The 19,755-nt window shown below is 46.1% G+C and carries 14 protein-coding genes and 1 tRNA gene; 7 read left to right on the plus strand and 8 right to left on the minus strand.

What is annotated here, in order from left to right; genetic code table 11:
- Positions 1-4: 4 nt before the first annotated feature.
- Positions 5-1,195 carry a pyridoxal phosphate-dependent aminotransferase gene (locus IPJ02_00210; GenBank protein ID MBK7374031.1) on the plus strand — a complete coding sequence of 397 codons (1,191 nt, stop codon included), beginning with the start codon at positions 5-7 and terminating at the stop codon, positions 1,193-1,195.
- Positions 1,196-1,276: 81 nt separating this feature from the next.
- Here the strand turns inward: IPJ02_00210 and lptC are convergent, their stop codons facing one another.
- From lptC to IPJ02_00225, 3 genes are read right to left on the minus strand one after another with little or no spacing between them, the layout of a single operon-like run.
- Positions 1,277-2,896 (minus strand): LPS export ABC transporter periplasmic protein LptC, encoded by a 1,620-nt coding sequence (gene lptC / locus IPJ02_00215; protein MBK7374032.1) that lies wholly within the window; start codon positions 2,894-2,896, stop codon positions 1,277-1,279.
- A gap of 57 nt (positions 2,897-2,953) precedes the next feature.
- Positions 2,954-3,970, minus strand: coding sequence for an MCE family protein (locus IPJ02_00220; GenBank protein ID MBK7374033.1), 1,017 nt, complete (start codon positions 3,968-3,970; stop codon positions 2,954-2,956).
- A 51-nt stretch (positions 3,971-4,021) separates the two neighbouring features.
- Positions 4,022-5,365: an N-acetylmuramoyl-L-alanine amidase gene (locus IPJ02_00225; protein MBK7374034.1), complete on the minus strand. Its 1,344-nt coding sequence runs from the start codon at positions 5,363-5,365 to the stop codon at positions 4,022-4,024.
- Positions 5,366-5,459: 94 nt separating this feature from the next.
- On the opposite strand from IPJ02_00225, the gene IPJ02_00230 reads away from it, so the two are divergent.
- On the plus strand, positions 5,460-8,183 hold the full coding sequence (locus IPJ02_00230) for an LPS-assembly protein LptD (GenBank protein ID MBK7374035.1): 2,724 nt from the start codon (positions 5,460-5,462) through the stop codon (positions 8,181-8,183).
- Here the strand turns inward: IPJ02_00230 and IPJ02_00235 are convergent.
- Together IPJ02_00235 and ung are read right to left on the minus strand one after the other, a co-directional pair.
- Positions 8,116-8,970 carry a 1-acyl-sn-glycerol-3-phosphate acyltransferase gene (locus tag IPJ02_00235; protein ID MBK7374036.1) on the minus strand — a complete coding sequence of 285 codons (855 nt, stop codon included), beginning with the start codon at positions 8,968-8,970 and terminating at the stop codon, positions 8,116-8,118. The genes IPJ02_00230 and IPJ02_00235 overlap by 68 nt on opposite strands.
- 19 nt (positions 8,971-8,989) lie before the next feature.
- Complete coding sequence (ung, locus tag IPJ02_00240) at positions 8,990-9,673, minus strand: uracil-DNA glycosylase (GenBank protein ID MBK7374037.1); 684 nt, start codon at positions 9,671-9,673, stop codon at positions 8,990-8,992.
- Between the two features lie 57 nt (positions 9,674-9,730).
- Here ung and IPJ02_00245 point away from each other — a divergent pair.
- The 3 genes from IPJ02_00245 (at position 9,731) to IPJ02_00255 (ending at position 12,825) form a co-directional block, all read left to right on the plus strand.
- A tRNA-Arg gene (locus IPJ02_00245) sits at positions 9,731-9,804 on the plus strand.
- Positions 9,805-9,962: 158 nt separating this feature from the next.
- Complete coding sequence (locus IPJ02_00250) at positions 9,963-11,375, plus strand: MATE family efflux transporter (GenBank protein ID MBK7374038.1); 1,413 nt, start codon at positions 9,963-9,965, stop codon at positions 11,373-11,375.
- A gap of 112 nt (positions 11,376-11,487) precedes the next feature.
- Positions 11,488-12,825: an OmpA family protein gene (locus IPJ02_00255; protein ID MBK7374039.1), complete on the plus strand. Its 1,338-nt coding sequence runs from the start codon at positions 11,488-11,490 to the stop codon at positions 12,823-12,825.
- Positions 12,826-12,929: 104 nt separating this feature from the next.
- Here the strand turns inward: IPJ02_00255 and IPJ02_00260 are convergent, their stop codons facing one another.
- Positions 12,930-14,888, minus strand: a complete 1,959-nt coding sequence (locus tag IPJ02_00260; protein ID MBK7374040.1) for an ATP-binding cassette domain-containing protein — start codon at positions 14,886-14,888, stop codon at positions 12,930-12,932.
- 144 nt (positions 14,889-15,032) lie between these two features.
- On the opposite strand from IPJ02_00260, the gene IPJ02_00265 reads away from it, so the two are divergent.
- Positions 15,033-15,647, plus strand: a complete 615-nt coding sequence (locus IPJ02_00265) for a DUF3347 domain-containing protein (protein ID MBK7374041.1) — start codon at positions 15,033-15,035, stop codon at positions 15,645-15,647.
- Positions 15,648-15,695: 48 nt separating this feature from the next.
- On the plus strand, positions 15,696-18,053 hold the full coding sequence (locus IPJ02_00270) for a TonB-dependent receptor (GenBank protein ID MBK7374042.1): 2,358 nt from the start codon (positions 15,696-15,698) through the stop codon (positions 18,051-18,053).
- 51 nt (positions 18,054-18,104) lie between these two features.
- On the opposite strand, the gene IPJ02_00275 is transcribed toward IPJ02_00270, so the two are convergent.
- Together IPJ02_00275 and IPJ02_00280 are read right to left on the minus strand one after the other, a co-directional pair.
- Positions 18,105-18,557 carry a hypothetical protein gene (locus tag IPJ02_00275; GenBank protein MBK7374043.1) on the minus strand — a complete coding sequence of 151 codons (453 nt, stop codon included), beginning with the start codon at positions 18,555-18,557 and terminating at the stop codon, positions 18,105-18,107.
- A gap of 47 nt (positions 18,558-18,604) precedes the next feature.
- On the minus strand, positions 18,605-19,684 hold the full coding sequence (locus tag IPJ02_00280) for a hypothetical protein (protein MBK7374044.1): 1,080 nt from the start codon (positions 19,682-19,684) through the stop codon (positions 18,605-18,607).
- Positions 19,685-19,755: the final 71 nt, after the last annotated feature.

Here is a 19,755-nt window from a genome sequence, read left to right on the forward strand (position 1 = left end):
GCCCATGCAATTATCTTCACTACTGCAACGCTTTAATGAGCCCGAAACATTAAAAATGGCCAAACTGGGCAGGGAACTGAGGGCAAAGGGATTTGACATCACCGACCTCAGCCTGGGTGAACCGGATTTTGATACGCCCGCTCATATTAAGGCCGCTGCCAAAAAAGCCATCGACGATAATTACAGCCATTATACCCCGGTTGCCGGTTATCTTGACCTGAGGGAAGCCATCTGTACAAAATTGAAAAGGGATAATAACCTGGAGTATGCTCCCGAAAATATCATTGTAAGCACGGGTGCCAAACAAAGTATTGCGAATGTAGTGATGAGCATTGTTGATGCGGGGGATGAGGTTATTATTCCCACCCCTTACTGGGTAACCTATTCCGAGATCGTGAAAATGGCGGGCGGGGTGGTGAAGTTTGTGAACACTTCTTTGACCAATGGCTATAAGATCACGGCTGCTGAACTGGAAAACGCCATAACGGCCAAAACGAAACTCTTCATGTTCTCATCGCCCTGCAATCCGACAGGAGCTGTTTATTCAACCGGTGAATTGAATGCACTTGCCGGAGTTTTTAAAAAGCATCCCGGCATTTTTATCATGAGCGATGAGATATACGAGTTCATCAATTATGAAGGCAAACACGCAAGCATCGCAAGCTTTGATATTCTGAAAGACAGGGTCATCGTGATCAATGGCCTCAGTAAAGGCTATGCCATGACGGGCTGGAGGCTTGGCTATATTGCGGCTCATCCAGCCGTGGCAAAAGCCTGTGAAAAAGTACAGGGTCAGATCACCAGCGGCGCCAATGCTGTTACCCAACGGGCTGCCATTGCCGCACTCACCGGCGATATGCAACCCACGGAGATGATGGTGGCTGAATTCACAAAGCGCCGCAAACGGGTGATGGAGTTGGTAAAAGATATACCCGGAATTGAATGCAGTGAACCACAGGGCGCTTTTTATGTTTTCCCGGTGGTGAAAAGTTATTTTGGGAGATCAGACGGCGATATAGTCATTGAGAATGCCGATGACCTTTGTATGTATTTACTGAATAAAGCCCATGTATCAACCGTAACCGGGAAGGCATTCGGTGAACCCAATTGCATACGCATTTCCTTTGCCAACAGTATGGAGAATATCGAAAAGGGTTTTGCGAAGATCAAAGATGCATTGGCAAAGCTGGTCTGACGTCTCCGTCTGACCAGTTTCATTCAGGTCCTTATATTCCTTTGAGAAATTCATGGTCAGACGGGACGTCGTCAGACCAGGTCATTCAAACAACTCCAGTTTATTTTTAGGCCTGCGGCTGTCGAGCCATTTGAAACCCTTCAGTTCTTTTTTATCGGCAGGTATCTGTTTCAGCGGGTATAATACCCCGTCCACATTATTGATGAATTTTACTTTGTTCAGTTCCTTCTTCACAAAATAGATATCGATCACATCGCCGCTGCTGCGGTTCATGCCCACATAGGCGCTGTCATCGTCCTGCGGGTAATAAATACTTTCTGCCGGTGAGCCTTTGATACGCACATAGTCGATCACCCCGTTGGTAAAATAACCGTTCAGTGTACGGCCGGCGATCTGGTTGTACATGGCATCGTTTGCCTTGTTAACGATCATGCCGTTGTTAAAAACATACAGCCGTTTTGCCTTCTGGTTCTGGGTGTACATATAAATGGTGTCTCCGGTCACCTGCGACTGGTCGTTCCATACAACCGGGTCGCCGAATAATTTAAAGGTGGAGTCGGAAGTAGAGTAGTGCAGGCTGTCGCTCACGGCCTGTAAGGAGTCGTTGAATATCCGGACATGATGAAAGCCCAGGAAATACCTGATAGACGTATCATTCCTGTTGGTATTTACTGCCATTGTTTTTGTCAGTGTATCAGCCTGGGTTATGATCTTTCGTTCCAGGCTGTCGTATCTGCGCAGGCCGGAGAAAAGGGTGTCTGCAGCAACATAGGTGCTGTCGCCATCCCGGTAAAAGATCATTACCGGTTTGCGGGTGGCCAGGAATGCATCGATCTTTGTATCTGCATAGATCTCGTTGGCGATCACCGTTAAGTTGTTGACGCTGTCAACCAGTTTTGCATTTCCTTCCATCTGCAATATGCCGCTTGATTTTTCGTAGGCGATCTTATCTGCCACACCGCTCCGTGAACTGTCGCTGAACGAAGTGCGGTCGTAAAAAATGGCTTCCCCGGTCTCCAGGTTATAGGTGCCGCTTTTTGTATCGATCACGCTGCCGTCTTTTCCAACGATATGTGTTTGGGCAATAAAGGTGGCAATGTTGGTCTTGATGTTATAAAGCAGGCTGTCCGTCCAGATATCCCGGTCGGGGTCTTTCAGGTGCACATTCTTTTTGAAATACACATCTTTGGTATCGGCATAGTAAACACCTTCTTCACTGGTGAGCACTGTTTTATCGTTGGTGATGCGTCCGCCGTTCTTATACGTAGCAATGCCCGTCCGTAAATTGTATTCCAGGTCATCGGTATACAGCGTTCCTTTCTTATCAGTGAGTTTAACGTTCTTCTTCAGGTAAGCGATCCGTTCTGTACCAACATAGCGCAGGCTTTGTGCATAGGTATGGATGCTGTCGTTATCGTTGATGTGGATATTGCCGAAAGCTTGCAGCACATTTGTTTTGTGGTCGAGCGTGGCGCTGTCGCAATAAAAAGTGGTGAGGCCTTCTTTGATGATCACATTGCCGGCAATGGTTTCCAGTACGGTGGAATCCGTTGTTTTTTGCCGCAGGTTCTTTCCCTGTACGATCCGGATGGTGCGTATGGTGTCGGAAGATGCAGATGCGTTGATGATCTGCTGTGCAGGGAGGTTGCCGCTTACCAGGATGAAAAATAAAATAATGCCGGTGGTGAATTTCAATCGCAAGGGAACTGTTTTTTCAGCCTGTAAATTGAGGTTTTATTTTATAACAGAATGATAAAATTATTTTTGCTTCAGGTAAGGGGCATTTACCGTATCGGGCAATGGTACTGTTAACCCGGCGCTTTTGGTCTTTTTACCAAACACGGATATGTTCACATACCGTTTTGGATTCGTCTTCAGGTCATCGATCAGCAAATTGAGTTTATTGGCTGTTGCAGTAAGGTTGTTATACAGTTTGGTATCGTTCAATAGCAGACCGGCGGTCCCGGTATTGCTGTTCAGTTTTCCAATGGTGGTTTTCAGGTCGCCGATGGTACTGTTCAGGGTGTTGAGTGTTTTTTCCAGTTCTAACCTGGAAAGGGTACCCGCTGTTTTATCCAGGTTGCTCACCAGGTTGGTTATCTTATCATTGTTTTTTTCCAGGTTGCCGGTAAAACTGTTGAGATTATTGAGTGTGCCGGCCAGCGCCCCGGTTTGTGTATTGAGTAAAACATTCAGCGATGCAGAAGCCGTGATGAGGTTGGCCGTTGTCTTGTTCAGGTTTTCCAGCATGGCCCCGATATTATTTTTTGCGGAGGGATCAAGTATCTTGTTAAAGTTCCCTAAAACAGAATCTACAGAAGTGACCGCATGTTTTAACTGGCCCAGTACCGGGTCGAACTTGCTCAGGATCTCGTTAAATATCCCGGTGGTGGGTTCGGTGGCGATGGTGTCGTTCTTCGGAATGAAACGGGTGGCATCGCCGAGGTGGATCACGATGCTTTTTTGTCCCAGCAGGTCCGTATTGATGGTGGCGATCGAATTGGCCGGAATATCCACGTCCTTGGTCAGCGTCATGTTCACCAGTATCTGTTTCATGCTCTTGTCGGGAGTGATGCTGTATACCGTTCCCACCTGCAGGCCGTTGATCATAACAGGGTTTGAATTGGCCAGGCCCTGCACATTGGCGTACTTGGCATACAGGGTATGGCTTTTTCCAAAAAATGTTTTTCCTTTCAGGAAACTAAAACCGAGGATGAGCAGGGTAATGGCAACGGCAGCAAGGACGCCTATTTTGGTTTCGTTAGAAATTTTCATTTTGGTTGGGTGGCTTTCAAAAGCAAAATTGCTGTAAAAGCATATGGAAATTTAATTATTATTTTTCAATTCAAACCGTATCGACGCATTATTTTTCATGTCGGCAGAAAGACGAACTTCGTAACGGCTGGTTCCGTCGTTTATTACCATCAATGCGGTGTTGGGTGGAATGGTTCCCAGGTTTTCGGCGAATAAAATAAGTTCATTTGTTTTTCCGGGCACCAGGGTAAGGTTCAAGGTGTGCGCCTGTGCGGTCAGTGATTTTTTATCCACCAACAGGGCATTGTTGAAATATACCGACACAATATCATTGTCTATCTCACCATCATCAAACAGGTCGATCTTTACTTTGCTGCTTTTAACTTCCAGGATCTTTGAATCCTTCACCGGCCTTTTATCCATTGCGTCCGTTACTGCCTCCGCCTTTTGCTTTTCGTTGCTTACCGGTATGCCGCTGTTGTTCAGGTTTTCCACCTGTTCTTTATAACGCTTTACCGCCCGGGTGATGGATTCGGCAAGTTCCTGCTGTCCTTTTTCGCTGTTCAGGTAACGTTCGTCTTCCGGGTTATTGATGAAACCTGTTTCAATTAAGATGGCGGGCATGTTAGTGGCCTGCAGCACCCAGATCCCTTTTTGCCGCTGGTTCACTCCCAGTGCCAGCCTTCCTGTTTCTTCTACTTCTTCATTCACCAGCGTAGCCAGGCGGTCACTTCTTTCCTGGTAGCGTTTTGCATAGATACCTGCAATGATCCTTCCTTCGGATGTACTGAAGTCGAAACTGTTTTCCATTGAATCCACCCCATTGGCCTCGATCTCAAAGGTCTCATCTCCATCCATGATCGCTTTCAGTTTGTCACTGGTCTTGTGAGCGGCAAATATCCATACACTGGTACCGCTGCGGGTAAGCGGCAGTTTAAAATATTCATAAACCGCTTCGGTAACCTGGTACGGTGTTCTTTTCTTTTTCCGGCCTTTGCCGCTTACTTTATACCGGGTTACCGTTCGGGTGCCGATCTGCCTCCGGCCTGTTTTTAACGGGCCGCTGTCGGCATGAATGCATAAGAACAGATCCCCTTTTGCTTCATTGGCGATCCGGGCTTTCTCCCGGGGATCCTGGTATACATCGGTGGTACGGGTGGGTACAACATTCACTTCGGGCAATTGCCTTTTTAATTCATCCACCAGTTTCAATGCAATGGCAAGGGTGATATCTTTTTCTCTGGAGCGTAATGAATTTTCGTACTGGCCCGTGGCACCGGGATCCTTTGAGCCACCATGACCGGCATCCACCACAATGGTCCTTATCTTTTTGGGAACCTGTGAAACAAGATCGGGTAATATTAACAAATACAAAGCAGCAAATAAAAATAAAACAGGCACTTTGTTCCTTGGCATACGCATGCTGTTAAACGGGGTTAGTATAAAACAATATTCACAAATTCAACGGGTCACTATCGGGACTTAATAGCTATTTTTGTCCATCTTTACTATGAACCAACTAAACAAAGGTAAGGCAAAATACATATCGGTATTGGTATCTGCACTGCTGTTATTAACGATAACGCTTTACTTTAGTGCCGCTGGTTACAATGCACAACACTTTCACAGTTTTTTAACTGCGGATACGGTTCCGGTAAGAGCGGGAAAGATAATTGACAGCATAAAGAACAAAGCGGCAACAAACCCAACTATTTCGGAAGAACCCCTGGCGCTAAAGAAGGTCCCCGATACCGGCATCGTGATAAAAAAGGACACGATCGGTTTTAAGTCTTCCAAAGATTCACTGGATGCGCCCGTTACCTACCATGCTGATGATTCGATGGTGATGGATATCCCTGCACGAAAGATCATCCTGTACGGTAAGGAGACAAGGGTCAAATACACGGATAACGAGATCATTGCCCCGCATATAAGTTTTGATCAGCGGGCAAACCTGATCACCGCATACCTGGTAAGGGACAGCAACGGCAACGTGATAAAATTTCCGACATTCATACAGGGCGATCTGAAAACAGTAAGTGATACACTTGGATTCAATCCCAAAACGGGCAAGGGCATTACAAAAAGCACTTATACCCAGCAGGGAGAAATTTACGGACATGCAGAAATCATAAAAAAAGTTGACCCGGATGTTTTTTACGCTTTTCGGGGAAAGTTCACCACCTGCAACCTGGATACACCGCATTTTGCCTTTGTGAGCAAAAAGGTAAAATTCATCAATAAGAAAATGGCCATCACCGGACCCGTGCATCCCGAGTTTGAAGACGTGCCTGTGCCGATCGTCTTACCCTTCGGGATCTATCCGTTGAAACAGGGACGGCATTCGGGCATACTGGCGCCTACCTTTAATGCCAACGAACAACTTGGCCTGGCGCTGGAAGGGTTGGGATATTACAAAGTACTCAGCGACCAGTGGGATGTGGTGATACGGGGTACCCTTTATTCGTATGGCGGGTGGACCGCCAACCTGAGCCCCCGGTATTACAAACGGTACCGGTACCAGGGAAACCTGTCGCTGGACATACAACACCTGCGGGACCTTGATAAATCGGGGGCAAGGAATTTCAACATTCGCTGGAGCCACAGTACCGACAGCAAGGCAAGGCCGGGTGTAAGTTTCAACGCAAGCCTGAATGCAGGCAGCAGCGGGTTCAATTCATCGGTGCCCAACAGTCCGCAGCGTAATTTCCAGAACATACTCAACTCGTCCATTACGTATTCAAAAATATGGAAGGACAAACCCTTTAACCTCAACATAAGCGGTAATCACAACCAGAATACAAACAGCAAGCAGTTCAATATCAACCTTCCCGACATCGGGTTCAATGTAAACACCTTGTATCCCTTCCGCCGCAAGGAAGTGATCGGGCAGTACAGGTGGTATGAGAATATCGGCCTGGCGCTTAATACCAACATCCGCAGTCTTTCTTCTTTTTACGATACTTCCGGCAGCTTCTTAAAAGAATTTACCGAAAAATACCAATGGGGCGCCACCCACAATGTACCGCTTACTTTATCGTTGCCACAGGTTGGTAATTTCCAGTTCTCACCCAGTATAAGCTACGTGGAAAGATGGTACCAGGAAAAATTCATACGCAGCTGGGATGCTGCAAACAGGAAGCTGGATACAACCATCAATAAAGGATTTTATACAGCAAGGGAAATGAATTTTGGCATGGGCGTTTCCACCCGGATATTCGGATTGTTTACTTTCCGCAAAAAAAGCCCGGTTCAGGCCATACGGCATGAGATACGCCCGGTATTATCTGCCAGTTACAAACCCGACATGAACCGGAAATTCTGGTATACCACCCAGGTGGATACGTTTGGGAATTTCAGGCGGTTCTCCGTGCATGAACGCGGGGTATTTGGTGCATTTGGCGAAGGCAAATTCGGCGGACTGAGTTTTGGTATTGACAACAACCTGCAGATGAAAGTGCGTAACCGGAAAGACAGCAGCGCCGATGCCGTTAAAAAGGTCACCCTCCTCGACGGTTTCAGCATCACCAGCAGTTACAACTTTCTGGAAGATTCATTCCAGCTGAAGCCCTTCAATATAAATATGCGGACCAACCTGTTTGATAAGATAAGCATTTCCGCAAGCGCCATAGTGGTCCCTTATTTAACCGACAGCAGGGGTGAGTTCATCGATAAACTGGTATGGAATAAGAAGATCCTTGCATTGGGTAAAATGACGAGCGGAAATATTGCCGTGCAAAGCCAGTTCAGGGGTGGAGATAAAAAAGAACAACTTCCCAATACCAACCCGGCGCTGAACCAGGTGAACCCCATTACCGGGATGCCGCTGGATGAATACCAGCAGGAAGCCGCTTATATAAGTAATAACCCGGGAGAGTTTGCCAATTTTAATATCCCGTGGAGCATCAGTTTTCAATATTCATTGAATTACAGCCGCATCCCAAATGGTTTTGGCACCGGGTATAAAGGTTCTGTTTCGCAGAATATAAGCGGGTCAGGTTCCCTTAACCTGACTTCCCGGTGGCAGATCGGGGCAAACGGGTCGTATAATATTACTACCAAAGAGCTGGGTTATGTAAGCATGTACCTTACGAGGGAGATGCACTGCTGGCAGATGGCGATCAACGTCTCACCCGTTGGCAAGTACCGTTCCTTTAATATCAGCATCAGTCCCAAATCCGGGTTATTAAGGGACCTGAAAATAAACCGTACAAGGTATTTCTACGATCTGTAGGTTGCGGGTCATTTTTTTCTTCGCGGGTATATTCCTTCAGCATGTTGTTGAATACTTTTTCTTTCAGTTCGGTCACTGTTGTGTTGGAAGAGGATACCGGGGGTAAGAACTGCATACTGAGCCGGGTAGGCAGCATAAAGAATTTTTTGTTGATGGGCATTGCCTTTTTTGTTCCTTTTATTACGCAGGGCATAACGTCTTTCCGGGCGGCAACGGCCAGCCTGAAAGCGCCATCGTAAAATGGTTTGATGGGTTCATTGCTGCGGTTACGGGTACCTTCGGGGTAAATGCACATGTGCATGCCGGCCGCCAGCACTTTTTTCATGGCGTCAAAACTTTTGCTCCTGCTTTTGTCATCTTTGCGGTCTACCAGCACGGAACCTTTGCTGTAAAACAAACCAAAGATGGGGATCTTTGCAAAAGAGGTCTTTGCAATTGTTTTATTCGGCCCGGGTACATAGGGGGCGGATAAGGGTACGTCTAAAAAAGCATTGTGATTAAATACCACCACATACGTGGTATCCTTTTTGAAATTTTCTTTTCCCCTTACTTTTACCGGGCATCCCACCAAAAAAAGCCACACATTCATCCAAACCCTTGCGATCCGTATAAAATAATACTGGCCCCTGGGTTCTTTAACAAGGTGGGTGAGCATGGAAGGAATGAAAATGATCAGAAACGTAACCAGGAACGTGATCAGTGCCCAAAGTGCCCAGATATGGCCAAAAATAGTTGTCCCGGTCCCCGTAGGGGCTTTGGCTTTTTGGTTAGTTGATATTTCTTCCATTTTTAAGTTCATCAATATGCTATGGGGTTAATAATTTCCAGTCGATAGGGGCGGCTCCCTGTTTTACCAGCAGTTCATTTGTTTTTGAAAAGTGTTTGCAGCCAAAAAAACCTTTGTCGGCCGAGAATGGGGAAGGGTGTGCTGCTTTTAAAACAAAATGCCTGGTCTCATCGATCAGCAGTTGCTTATCCTGTGCAAATCTTCCCCAGAGCAGGAACACGATCCCTTTTTTTTCATCGGATATCTTTTGAATGACGGCATCGGTAAATTCGGCCCAGCCGCATTTTGCATGGCTGAAGGGTTCATTGGCCCTCACCGTAAGTGCGGCATTCAGTAAAAGGATACCCTGTTCTGCCCAGCGGGTGAGGTTGCCATACGACGAAGGCATGGCCGTGCCGGTATCACTTTCAATTTCTTTAAAGATATTTACCAGGGATGGGGGAGGCTTAACGCCATTGGGGACCGAAAAACTCAGGCCATGTGCCTGCCCGGCTCCGTGGTAGGGGTCCTGGCCCAGGATCACCACTTTTAATTTTGAAAAAGGGGTTTGATTGAAGGCATTAAAAATGAGGGCGCCCGGCGGGTATATGATCTTTCCGGCTGCTTTCTCTGTTTTTAAAAAAGTGACGATCTGCTGAAAATAGGGTTTGGTGAATTCATTTTTCAGGACTTCCTTCCACGATGGTTCTATTTTTACATCCATTGCAACAGAGATTAGATGCAATGTAAAAATTTCTTAGCTTTGCGGCTGCAAAAAATTGGTCCGGTAGCTCAGTTGGATAGAGCATCAGCCTTCTAAGCTGAGGGTCATTGGTTCGAATCCAATCCGGATCACAGTTAATTTTACAACGTTACGAATATGAAGCCCTGATCTCACTTAAAGGACCCTGCCTCCGGGCATTGAAAAAGAACATGGTTCTTTCTTTAAGTCTTTCTCCTATATGCAACTTCCCTGCGGGGATATTTTTTCCTATTTTTAATTTTTATCAATAATGACTGAATCAGTAACTCAGCATACCAAAACATCTTTTTTCACATTGCTCAAACAGGCTTTACGGGGCGATGTAAAGGATTTTACCACCGGCAGCATTGACCGGGCCATTTTTTTACTTGCCGTACCGATGGTGATGGAGATGGTGCTTGAATCATCTTTTGCACTGGTGGATATTTATTTTGTGAACATGGTAAGCCCTGCTGCGGCTGCCACGGTAGGACTTACAGAGTCCTCGCTTACCATCCTGTATTCCCTTGCCTGGGGATTGGCGATGGGTGCAACAGCGTTAATAGCCCGCCGGGCCGGGGAAAAGGATTTTAAAACGGCTGGATCAGTTGCAGCACAGGTGATACTGATCGCTACAGCTTTTTCTGTACTGGTAAGCATTTTCGGGATCCTTTTCCCAAAAGAGATACTGCGTTTCATGGGGGCAGATGCATCGCTGGTGGAAGAACATTACGGGTTTACCCAACTGATGCTGGGCAGCAATATCGTGATCATGCTGCTGTTTGTAAATAACGGGATATTCCGGGGAGCCGGCGATGCTTCTATAGCCATGAAGGCCCTGATCTTTTCCAATATCATTAACATCATTCTTGATCCGTTGCTGATAATGGGTTACGGGCCTTTCCCCAAAATGGGATTGATGGGTGCGGCAGTGGCCACCACGATCGGAAGGGGTTGCGGGGTGATCTACCAGTTTTATCACCTGTTCGGGGGGAATGACCTGGTAAAACTTTCCATAAAGCAGTTCAAAGCGGATATGGCGATGATCAGGAGCCTGCTCAGCACTTCATCCGGTGCCATGTTCCAGTTCCTGATCGGCAGTTGCAGCTGGATATTCCTGGCAAAGCTTATTGCCGAATCGGGTGTGGAAGCCACATCCGGCTATTTCACGGCGATCCGGATCTGTATTTTCACCATTCTTCCAGCCTGGGGTATTGCGAATGCGGCTGCTACCCTTACAGGACAAAACCTGGGTGCAGGTCACCCGGAAAGAGCAGAAAGATCGGTCTGGAGGAGTGCTTTTCTTACCCTTTGTTTCTTTGCCCTGGTAGGCCTTTTGTTTTTCTTTTTCGGCGAAACATTCATGCGGTTTTTCACCAGCAATGAACTGGCGGTAAAGGAAGGCACCCGGTGCCTGCACGTACTGGCCATTGGTTACATCTTCTTTGCCTATGGCATGGTGCTTACCCAGGCATTCAACGGGGCAGGAGATACAAAGACCCCGACCTATATTAACCTGTTTATTTACTGGTTGTTCCAGATACCGCTGGCCTACCTGCTTGCAAAATATCTTAATATGGGTTCGATGGGTGTTTACATGGCCATAAATATTGCAGAAACCGCACTGGCAATTGTGAGCATTATCATCTTCCGAAAAGGGAAGTGGAAGTTGGTAAAGGTCTGATTTTGACTATTTTTAGGTAAATAATAAATTTGCATTCAAATTTTGCCTTTCCATTAATTTAACATTATATTTGCACATAACTCAGACAAAAATTTTAATAAAATTGAAGTTTATGAAACAAAAACTAACGCTAATTCTGGCATTAACTCTTTTAGCCACAAGTGGTTTTTCCCAGAAAAAAATGAGTAATGGCAGCAAGAAAGGAACCCTTCTCGGTCTGCATTACAACATGGCTGATTTTAATGCTCCCATTGGTATCAAAGACCCGAGCACCGGAAAGACGTACAGTAAGATGAGAGATATGGACAAAGGCTTTTCAGTTTCTTACTGGAGAGGACTTAAATCCAAGATCGATTTCTCTGTGAAACTTTCTGGAATGTTTGGTGATTACGCTGCCAGGAATTCCGGCCAGACCCAAAAGACAGAAATTGGTATCGAACTGGAACCAAGCCTGAATTTCCGTCCATTTGATGACGGCGCGTTAATGAACCCGTTCCTTACCGTTGGTATCGGCGGTGGATATTACACTGATAAATTTGCCGGTTATGTTCCCGCAGGTCTTGGTCTCCAGGTTAAACTGAATAATAATACTTATATTATGCTCCACGGTCAATACCGCTGGACACTGGATAAAAAAACTTTGGGTGATCACCTGTTCTACTCAGTTGGTTTAGCTCAGAACATCGGTAAAGAAAAAGTAAAAGTTGTTCCTCCTCCTCCGCCACCAGTTGTTGAGCCTCCTAAAGACAGGGATGGTGATGGTGTGCTGGATGTGGATGACAAATGTCCTGATGTTAAAGGTCTTGCTTCTTTGCAGGGTTGCCCAGACAGGGATGGCGACGGTATTGCTGACGGAGATGATAAATGTCCTGATGTTGCCGGTTTAGCCCGTTACCAGGGTTGCCCGATCCCTGATACTGATAAAGATGGTATCAACGACGAACAGGACAAATGTCCTACCGTTCCAGGTGTTGCCCGTTACCAGGGTTGCCCGATCCCGGATACAGATGGTGATGGTGTAAATGACGAAGAAGATAAGTGTATCAACGAAAAAGGACCCGCTTCAAATTATGGTTGCCCTGTAATAGACGAGAAAATAGTTGAACGTGTGAACAAAGCCGCTCAAAACGTATTCTTCGCTACAGGCAGCGCCAAATTACTGGCTAAGTCTTTCCCTAAACTGAATGATGTGGTTACCATTTTGAAAGAAAATCCTTCTTACAAAGTAAACATCGATGGCCACACCGATGATGTTGGTAAAGACGAGAACAACCAGACCTTGTCTGAGAACAGGGCTGCTTCCGTAAAAGCTTACCTGGCTGGCAAAGGCATTGAAGAAAGCCGTCTTACTTCAACCGGTTATGGCGAAACCAAACCAGTTGCTGACAACAAAACTGCTGCCGGCCGTGCTAAGAACAGGAGAGTGGAAATGACAGTAAGTAATTACTAATCTGAAAACGGATTACAAATGATAAAAGGTCCCCGGTTATGCCGGGGATCTTTGTTTATATGAAGAAGTAAGATTTATCGTAAGGGGGAATAGTTTGTGACCGGTCAGGCCATTCTTTCTTCCAGTTCCATCAGCTTTTCAAATGCGGATTCGTATTCAGTGGTAACTTTCGCCAATTCGGAGATACTGGCTTTATAAGCGGACTCTGTTTCCTGGAAACGGTTCTTGTCATTGTAAACTGCCGGGGAAGCCAGGTCAGCTTCCAGTTGTGTCTTCTGCCTGTTCAGCCGGGCAAGTTTTTCTTCCAGCTGGTTGAAGAGGTTCTTTTGTTTTTGCAATTCTTTCTTCAGGTCCTTGTCGATCTGATTCCGTTGCACCGCTTTTTCAGGCTCCTTTATTTTTTTTTCAGGCTGCATTACCGCCACCGGTTGTTTTGCAGTTTTGGCCTCTTTGTTCTTCTCTGCTTCCCTGCGGGCTTTCCAGTCTTCCCATTCCTGGTAAGTTCCTTTAAACTCCCGGATCTTATGGTCTTCAATTTCCCATATCTTATTGGCAATGCGGCTGATGAAATACCGGTCGTGACTTACCAGTACAATGCTTCCTTCGTATTTATTCAGGGCTTCTATCAGCAGTTCTACTGAATGCAGGTCAAGGTGATTGGTAGGCTCATCCAGCAACAGGAAGTTTGCCTTGCTCACCATTGTTTTTGCCAGGGCCACCCGTGCTTTTTCGCCGCCACTCAGCACTTTTACTTTCTTTTCAACATCATCGCCGCTGAATAAAAAACATCCCAGTAAACTCCGCAGTTCCAGGTCCGTTTTTCCGCTGCGGCTGCTTTGCATTTCCTCCAGTACCGTATTGTTGATGTTCAATGCTTCCAGTTGGTGCTGTGCATAAAAAGAATCATCTACATTATGTCCCCAGATGCGTTCGCCCTGGAATGGTTCTGTGCCTGCTATGATACGGAGCAGGGTTGATTTTCCTTTTCCGTTGGCACCGATCAGGGCCACTTTATCTCCCCGGTCGATCTCGGCACCGGTATCTTCAATGATCTTAAGATCACCAAAACTTTTTGATACATGCTTCAGCGTACACAATATTCTTCCCGGCTGTTTATCAACCGAAAAATTGATGCGGATGTTTGGCCTTTCTATTTCCACATCTTCGATCCGGTCCAGTTTATCCAACCGCTTTACAATGCTCTGGGCCTGGGCAGCCTTGCTTGCCTTTGCCTTAAAGCGTTCCACAAAACGTTCCTGCTGCCGGATATAATCCTGCTGGTTTTCGTATGCCTTTTTCTGGATGTCTACCCGCAGGGCTTTTTCCGATTCGTAAAATGAATAATTGCCTGAATAGAAATGTAATTGCTGCTGGTACAGCTCAACGATCTTGGTTACCATGCGGTCTAAAAAATACCTGTCGTGACTTACGATCACTACGGCGCCGGGATAATGCTGCAGGTATTTTTCAAGCCATTCAATACTGGGCAGGTCAAGGTGGTTGGTAGGTTCATCAAGCAGCAGTACATCCGGGTGCATCAGTATCATCTTCGCCAGCAGTACCCGCATGCGCCAGCCTCCGCTGAATTGTTTGTACGGTTTTTTCAGGTCGGCATTGGCAAATCCCAATCCCTGTAAGATCTCTTCGGTTTTGTGATGGATATTATATCCGTCCAGTACTTCCATTTCATGAAGCCGGTCGGCATAATCATGGGCCAGGCTTTCATCACCCGTTTGCTCCAGTTTCTTCCCGATCCCTTCAATTTCTTTTTCCAGTTCCTTCACCCGCTCAAAGGCCCCCATCGCCACTTCAAGGATGGAGTCTTCGGTATCAAAACTCAGCAGGTCCTGGTGCAAAAAGCCAATGGTTGTTTCCCTGCCTTTCTCCACGGTTCCTTTGGAAGGGCTGTATTGCCCGGTCAGCACTTTTAAGAGGGTGGATTTACCGGTTCCGTTATAGCCGATCAGCCCGATGCGTTCATTGGGCTGGATATGCCAGGTGGCATCTTCAACAATGGTTCTTGCCCCAAATTCAAAGGTCACATTTTGTAGTCCTAATAACATAATAAGCTATAACTGTTTTACAGGCCGCAAAAATAGCAATTATCGAACCTTAAACCGTAAATCGTGTTATAATATCAAAAAATCTTTCCATAACGCTATCAACGTATGTTAGGAGGGGTTAGATTTGTACAAAAATAAACGGATATGAAAAAGATATTTTTGGTGTTGCTGGTGATCATTCTTGCGGTAGCAGGTTTTTACTGGTATAAGTTCAGTAATTCAGGCAAAGGAGACAGTGGGCAGAAACAGCAACCACTGGCATTAAAGAAGCATTCGGATGGCTTTAACCGGTCTGTAGCCACGGCCATGCAGGCATATTTCAGCATGAAAGATGCTTTTGTGGATGCCGATACGGCAAAGGCAAAAGAAGGATGCCGGAAATTCATTCAAATGCTTGACAGCATCCCCCTGGCTGAATTAAAGACAGACACCCTCACTATCTATGACGCAGCAGTGAGTGACCACTCGAATATCAAAGCCAATGCACAGTCGCTTTTACAGCAGTCCGATATCACGGAAATGAGGAAAGATTTCAGCATGGTCTCTGAGAACCTGTATCCTTTCTTCCGCACCATCAATTATGAAGGAGAGAATATGTACTGGCAAAACTGCCCGATGGCATTTGGCGAAGACAAAGGGGCCAACTGGATAAGCAGCACGAAGGACATAGTGAATCCATATTTGGGAAAAAATCACCCGGAATATAAAGGCAGCATGCTCCATTGCGGTGAAGTGAAGGATACCATAAAAACACGGTAAGGCACTATCCCTTTCCCTGGTGCAGAATGCATTTCAGAATAAACAGCTATGAAAATTATTTCGTTCACCTTCCTTTTGCTACTGTGTTCTTTTGCTTCGTTCGCACAAACCAAATATACCATCAGCGGTTACATAAAGGATTCGCTGAATGGTGAAACACTCATTGGCGCCACCATTACCGTAAAGGGACAGTCAAAGGGCATCAGCAGCAACCAGTACGGTTTTTATTCCATCACATTGAATGAAGGCAATTACACACTTGTCTGCAGCTACATCGGTTACCGGGAGAAAGTGATAGACCTTACACTGGATAAAGATCAGCGGTTGAATTTCGTGGTATTACCCAAGGCATACCAGTTTGAAGAAGTGGTTGTGAGTTCGAAAAAAAGGGATGCCAATGTGAAGAATGCACAGATGGGAAAGTTCACCCTTCCCATGGAACAGATAAAATCCATCCCGGCATTTTTGGGAGAAGTGGACCTGTTAAAGACCGTACAGTTCCTGCCCGGGGTACGAAATGCCGGCGAGGGCAGTGCCGGTATTTATGTAAGGGGTGGGGGGCCAGACCAGAACCTGATCTTACTGGATGATGCCCCGGTTTACAATACCGGCCACCTGTTTGGTTTTTTCTCCATTTTTAATGCCGATGCCATAAAGAATGTTTCCCTCATCAAAGGTGGCATGCCTGCACAATACGGGGGCCGATTATCGAGTGTGCTGGATGTTTCCATGAAAGAAGGCAATAACCAGAAACTACAGGTGGATGCCGGGCTGGGGGTGATCGCTTCCCGGTTGTCTATACAGGGCCCGCTCAAAAAGAACAGGTCATCTTTCATCCTGTCTGGCAGGCGGACATATATTGATGCGTTGGTAAAACCCTTTGTAAAAAAGACAAGCCAGTTTCATGGTTCCGGCTATTACTTCTACGACCTGAATGCCAAAGTGAATTATATTTTTTCTGAAAAGGACCGCCTGTACCTGAGTGGTTATTTTGGCCGCGATGTTTTTGATTTCGAGAACAGCAAACAAAGCCTGAAGATAAATATACCCTGGGGAAATGCCACCGGCACCCTGCGCTGGAACCATGTTTATAACCAAAAGCTTTTTGGCAATGCGACCCTGGTCTATAACGACTATAACTTCACGTTCAATGCTGCCCAGAACAGTTTTGAGTTCAAGCTGGCATCGGGTATCCGGGATATCAGCCTGAAACAGGATTTTGATCTTTATACCTATACGGGACATAAATTGAAATTCGGGGGTATCTACACATACCATAAATTCACCCCTTCGGTAGTAAGTGGTAAACAGGATTCAACGGTCTTCAAACCGAATAATGCCCAGGTAAAATATGGCCACGAAGCGGCTGTTTACCTGCAGGATGACTGGGAAGTGAATGAGCGGATAAAAGTGAATGCCGGGATACGATACAGCTGGTTTCAGCAGACAGGGCCTTATAAAATCTATACAACAGATGATAACGGGAACCGAACCGACAGTACCGTTTTTGGAAGGGGAAAAGGAGTGAAGACCTATGGCGGACTAGAGCCCAGGCTGACCATTCGTTATGCACTGAATGACGAGACATCGGTCAAGGCTTCTGTAACACGGAATCTTCAGTACATTCACCTGGTAAGCAATGCAGGCACTACATTGCCAACGGATATATGGGTGCCCAGTACTTATAGAGTAAAACCACAGATAAGCTGGTTGTATGCTGCCGGCCTGTTTAAGAACTTTAAGGACAATATGTATGAAACATCGGTTGAACTGTATTACAAACAAATGCAGAACCAGATCGAGTACGAGGAAGGGTATACGCCCAATTCGATCGATGATACAGAGAATTCTTTCACATTCGGCAAGGGCTGGAGTTACGGGGCCGAGTTTTTTGTCAATAAAACAAAAGGACGCCTTACGGGGTGGGTTGGTTATACACTCAGCTGGACATGGCGCAAATTTCCCAACCTCAACTTTGGCAATAAATACCCCGCCAAGTACGACCGGCGCAATGATATGAGCATTGTAGCCATCTATGAGATCAGTAAAAAGTGGAGACTGTCGGCTTCCTTTGTTTTTGGCAGCGGCAATGCGGCCACCCTGCCCGAACGCTTTTATATAGTAGACGGGATACTTACCCAGGAATACAGCAAGATCAATGAATACCGGTTGCCTTCTTATCACCGTCTTGATATTGCCGCGATCATGACACCAAAGAAAAATGCAAGACGCAAATGGAAAACGGAATGGGTGTTTGGTGTTTACAATGCATACAGCCGCAAAAACCCATACTTCATCTATTTTGACCAGACGGGGAGTCCCTTTAACGGAACCCTGGACATACAGGCCAAACAGGTCTCCCTGTTCCCCCTCATTCCTTCCATTACCTGGAATGTGCGGTTCTGAAAATAAAAATGCCCGGCATAGCGGGCATTTTTAATATTTTGAAACAGATCGTTAGCGTACAAAGGTCTGGTATCTCTCCACTATTGTACCGGGATAGGCCGGGTCGGTTCCGGTACTCACTACGGTGAATAATACGTTGGTCAGTGTCAGCATTTTCCAGCGGTAGTTCTGAGGGATCGAGTTTGAAACAACCGAATCTGAACCAACAAACTGGTAGGTTCCCTGATCCGGGCTTGTTGTATTGAACTGGTATTTAAAACCGCCATTCGCTTCAAATTCTACATAATTTTTTGGCTTGGGTGTTTGTTTGATAATGGTATCTTTTAAGAAAACACCGCTTGCCGAGTAAATTCTCAACTGGATCCTGTTTATCCACCACGAACCTACCACCTGCTGTTCTTTGGGAAGATCGGCGCTGTGATCCGGCTTGGCACACGAATTTGTAAATAAAATGATTGAAATTAGGCCTGCGATTGCAAAAAAGGCGCTGAAATAGGTTTTCATCTCACTGGTAGATATTGGTTATGCTTTATAACGCAATATTTACCCCTTTATTGCCCTTTTTTAGGCTTGTGGATAAACCGGATAACACCGCTTTTTTTCAGGTCGGAAGATATGCGTACCTCATACCGGTTATCCCCGTCATTTACCACCATCAGGGCGGTATTTGGAGGAATGGTTCCCAGGTTCTCGGCATACATCACCAGTTCATTCAGATCCCTGCTCTCATCCACGTTTAACTTCAGGCTGAGGGCCTTGTCGCTTAACCGCTTGTGGGATATTATCAGTTTGTCATTAAAGAAAAGTGAGATACTGTCGCCGTCTATTTCCCCATTGTCGTAGAGGTTAACGGTAAAGGTCTTATTGTCAATCTCTATGGTCTTTAATACATCGCTGTTCCTTTTTTCAAACCTGCCCTCAAGCGGTTTTTTATCTTCGGTATCCGGGCGGTTGTTTTTCAGGCGCTCGGTATCAGGTTTGCCATTGTCGTTCTTGCTGATGTCTTTACTTTCTGTAACCGGGGGATTCTTGACGGGGGGATTATTTTTAACGACCGGCGGGGTTATTGCCGGCTTTGGTTTGGGCTTTACAGCCGGGGCCGTGCTGGTTTTAGGTTTATCTGTCCGGGCAGTCGTGTTATTGTTCTTCTTGTTATAAAAGGCCGAATTTTTCTGCAGCATCCGCCGGGTAAGAACAGTGCTGCCATACCCGCAATCACCGGCCTGGTTGGGGGCCGGAACCCAGGTTCCTTCCAGGGTCTGATCATCGCCCTGCTGAAAAAAAGTAAGCTTGTGTATCTGGAAACAGTTGCGGATATTGACAGGAACGTTTGTCTTGGTCCGTTCAAACTCCGTTACCTCGATGTACTTGCTGGCTTTATCCAGGGTGCCTTTCAGTTTGCAGATGGTATAGTAACGTTTGCCTCCATCAGAAAAATAGGTGTAGGAATAACCCGTCACATTTTTACCCTTGCACTCTATTTCCAGTACATAGTCGCAGCGGTCGCCGCCCCAGCCCGAAAAAGTGGTGCTCTTATCAACGAACTGGCCTTTCCACTGACCGGTAAAATCCTGGGCCGAAATATTTGTTGTGAGAAAAAAAATAAAGAAAAGTGGTATAATTATTTTCATGGTCACTTGCTGGATGGTTCCTGGTCCCTTTCCTTAACTGTTTTTGTTTTCAATACGTTACATCGGGTCAC

The organism is Chitinophagaceae bacterium, from assembly GCA_016710165.1.
In the GTDB taxonomy this organism is placed as follows: Bacteria; Bacteroidota; Bacteroidia; order Chitinophagales; family Chitinophagaceae; genus Ferruginibacter.

Bases quoted from the DNA above. Each gene is read 5' to 3' on its own strand.
- IPJ02_00230 (MBK7374035.1), top strand. From the start codon at position 5,460: ATGAACCAACTAAACAAAGGTAAGGCAAAATACATATCGGTATTGGTA.
- IPJ02_00235 (MBK7374036.1), bottom strand. From the start codon at position 8,970: ATGGAAGAAATATCAACTAACCAAAAAGCCAAAGCCCCTACGGGGACC.
- IPJ02_00275 (MBK7374043.1), bottom strand. From the start codon at position 18,557: ATGAAAACCTATTTCAGCGCCTTTTTTGCAATCGCAGGCCTAATTTCA.
- IPJ02_00270 (MBK7374042.1), top strand. From the start codon at position 15,696: ATGAAAATTATTTCGTTCACCTTCCTTTTGCTACTGTGTTCTTTTGCT.
- ung (MBK7374037.1), bottom strand. From the start codon at position 9,673: ATGGATGTAAAAATAGAACCATCGTGGAAGGAAGTCCTGAAAAATGAA.
- IPJ02_00260 (MBK7374040.1), bottom strand. From the start codon at position 14,888: ATGTTATTAGGACTACAAAATGTGACCTTTGAATTTGGGGCAAGAACC.
- IPJ02_00225 (MBK7374034.1), bottom strand. From the start codon at position 5,365: ATGCCAAGGAACAAAGTGCCTGTTTTATTTTTATTTGCTGCTTTGTAT.
- IPJ02_00280 (MBK7374044.1), bottom strand. From the start codon at position 19,684: ATGAAAATAATTATACCACTTTTCTTTATTTTTTTTCTCACAACAAAT.
- IPJ02_00265 (MBK7374041.1), top strand. From the start codon at position 15,033: ATGAAAAAGATATTTTTGGTGTTGCTGGTGATCATTCTTGCGGTAGCA.
- IPJ02_00210 (MBK7374031.1), top strand. From the start codon at position 5: ATGCAATTATCTTCACTACTGCAACGCTTTAATGAGCCCGAAACATTA.
- IPJ02_00250 (MBK7374038.1), top strand. From the start codon at position 9,963: ATGACTGAATCAGTAACTCAGCATACCAAAACATCTTTTTTCACATTG.
- IPJ02_00255 (MBK7374039.1), top strand. From the start codon at position 11,488: ATGAAACAAAAACTAACGCTAATTCTGGCATTAACTCTTTTAGCCACA.
- IPJ02_00220 (MBK7374033.1), bottom strand. From the start codon at position 3,970: ATGAAAATTTCTAACGAAACCAAAATAGGCGTCCTTGCTGCCGTTGCC.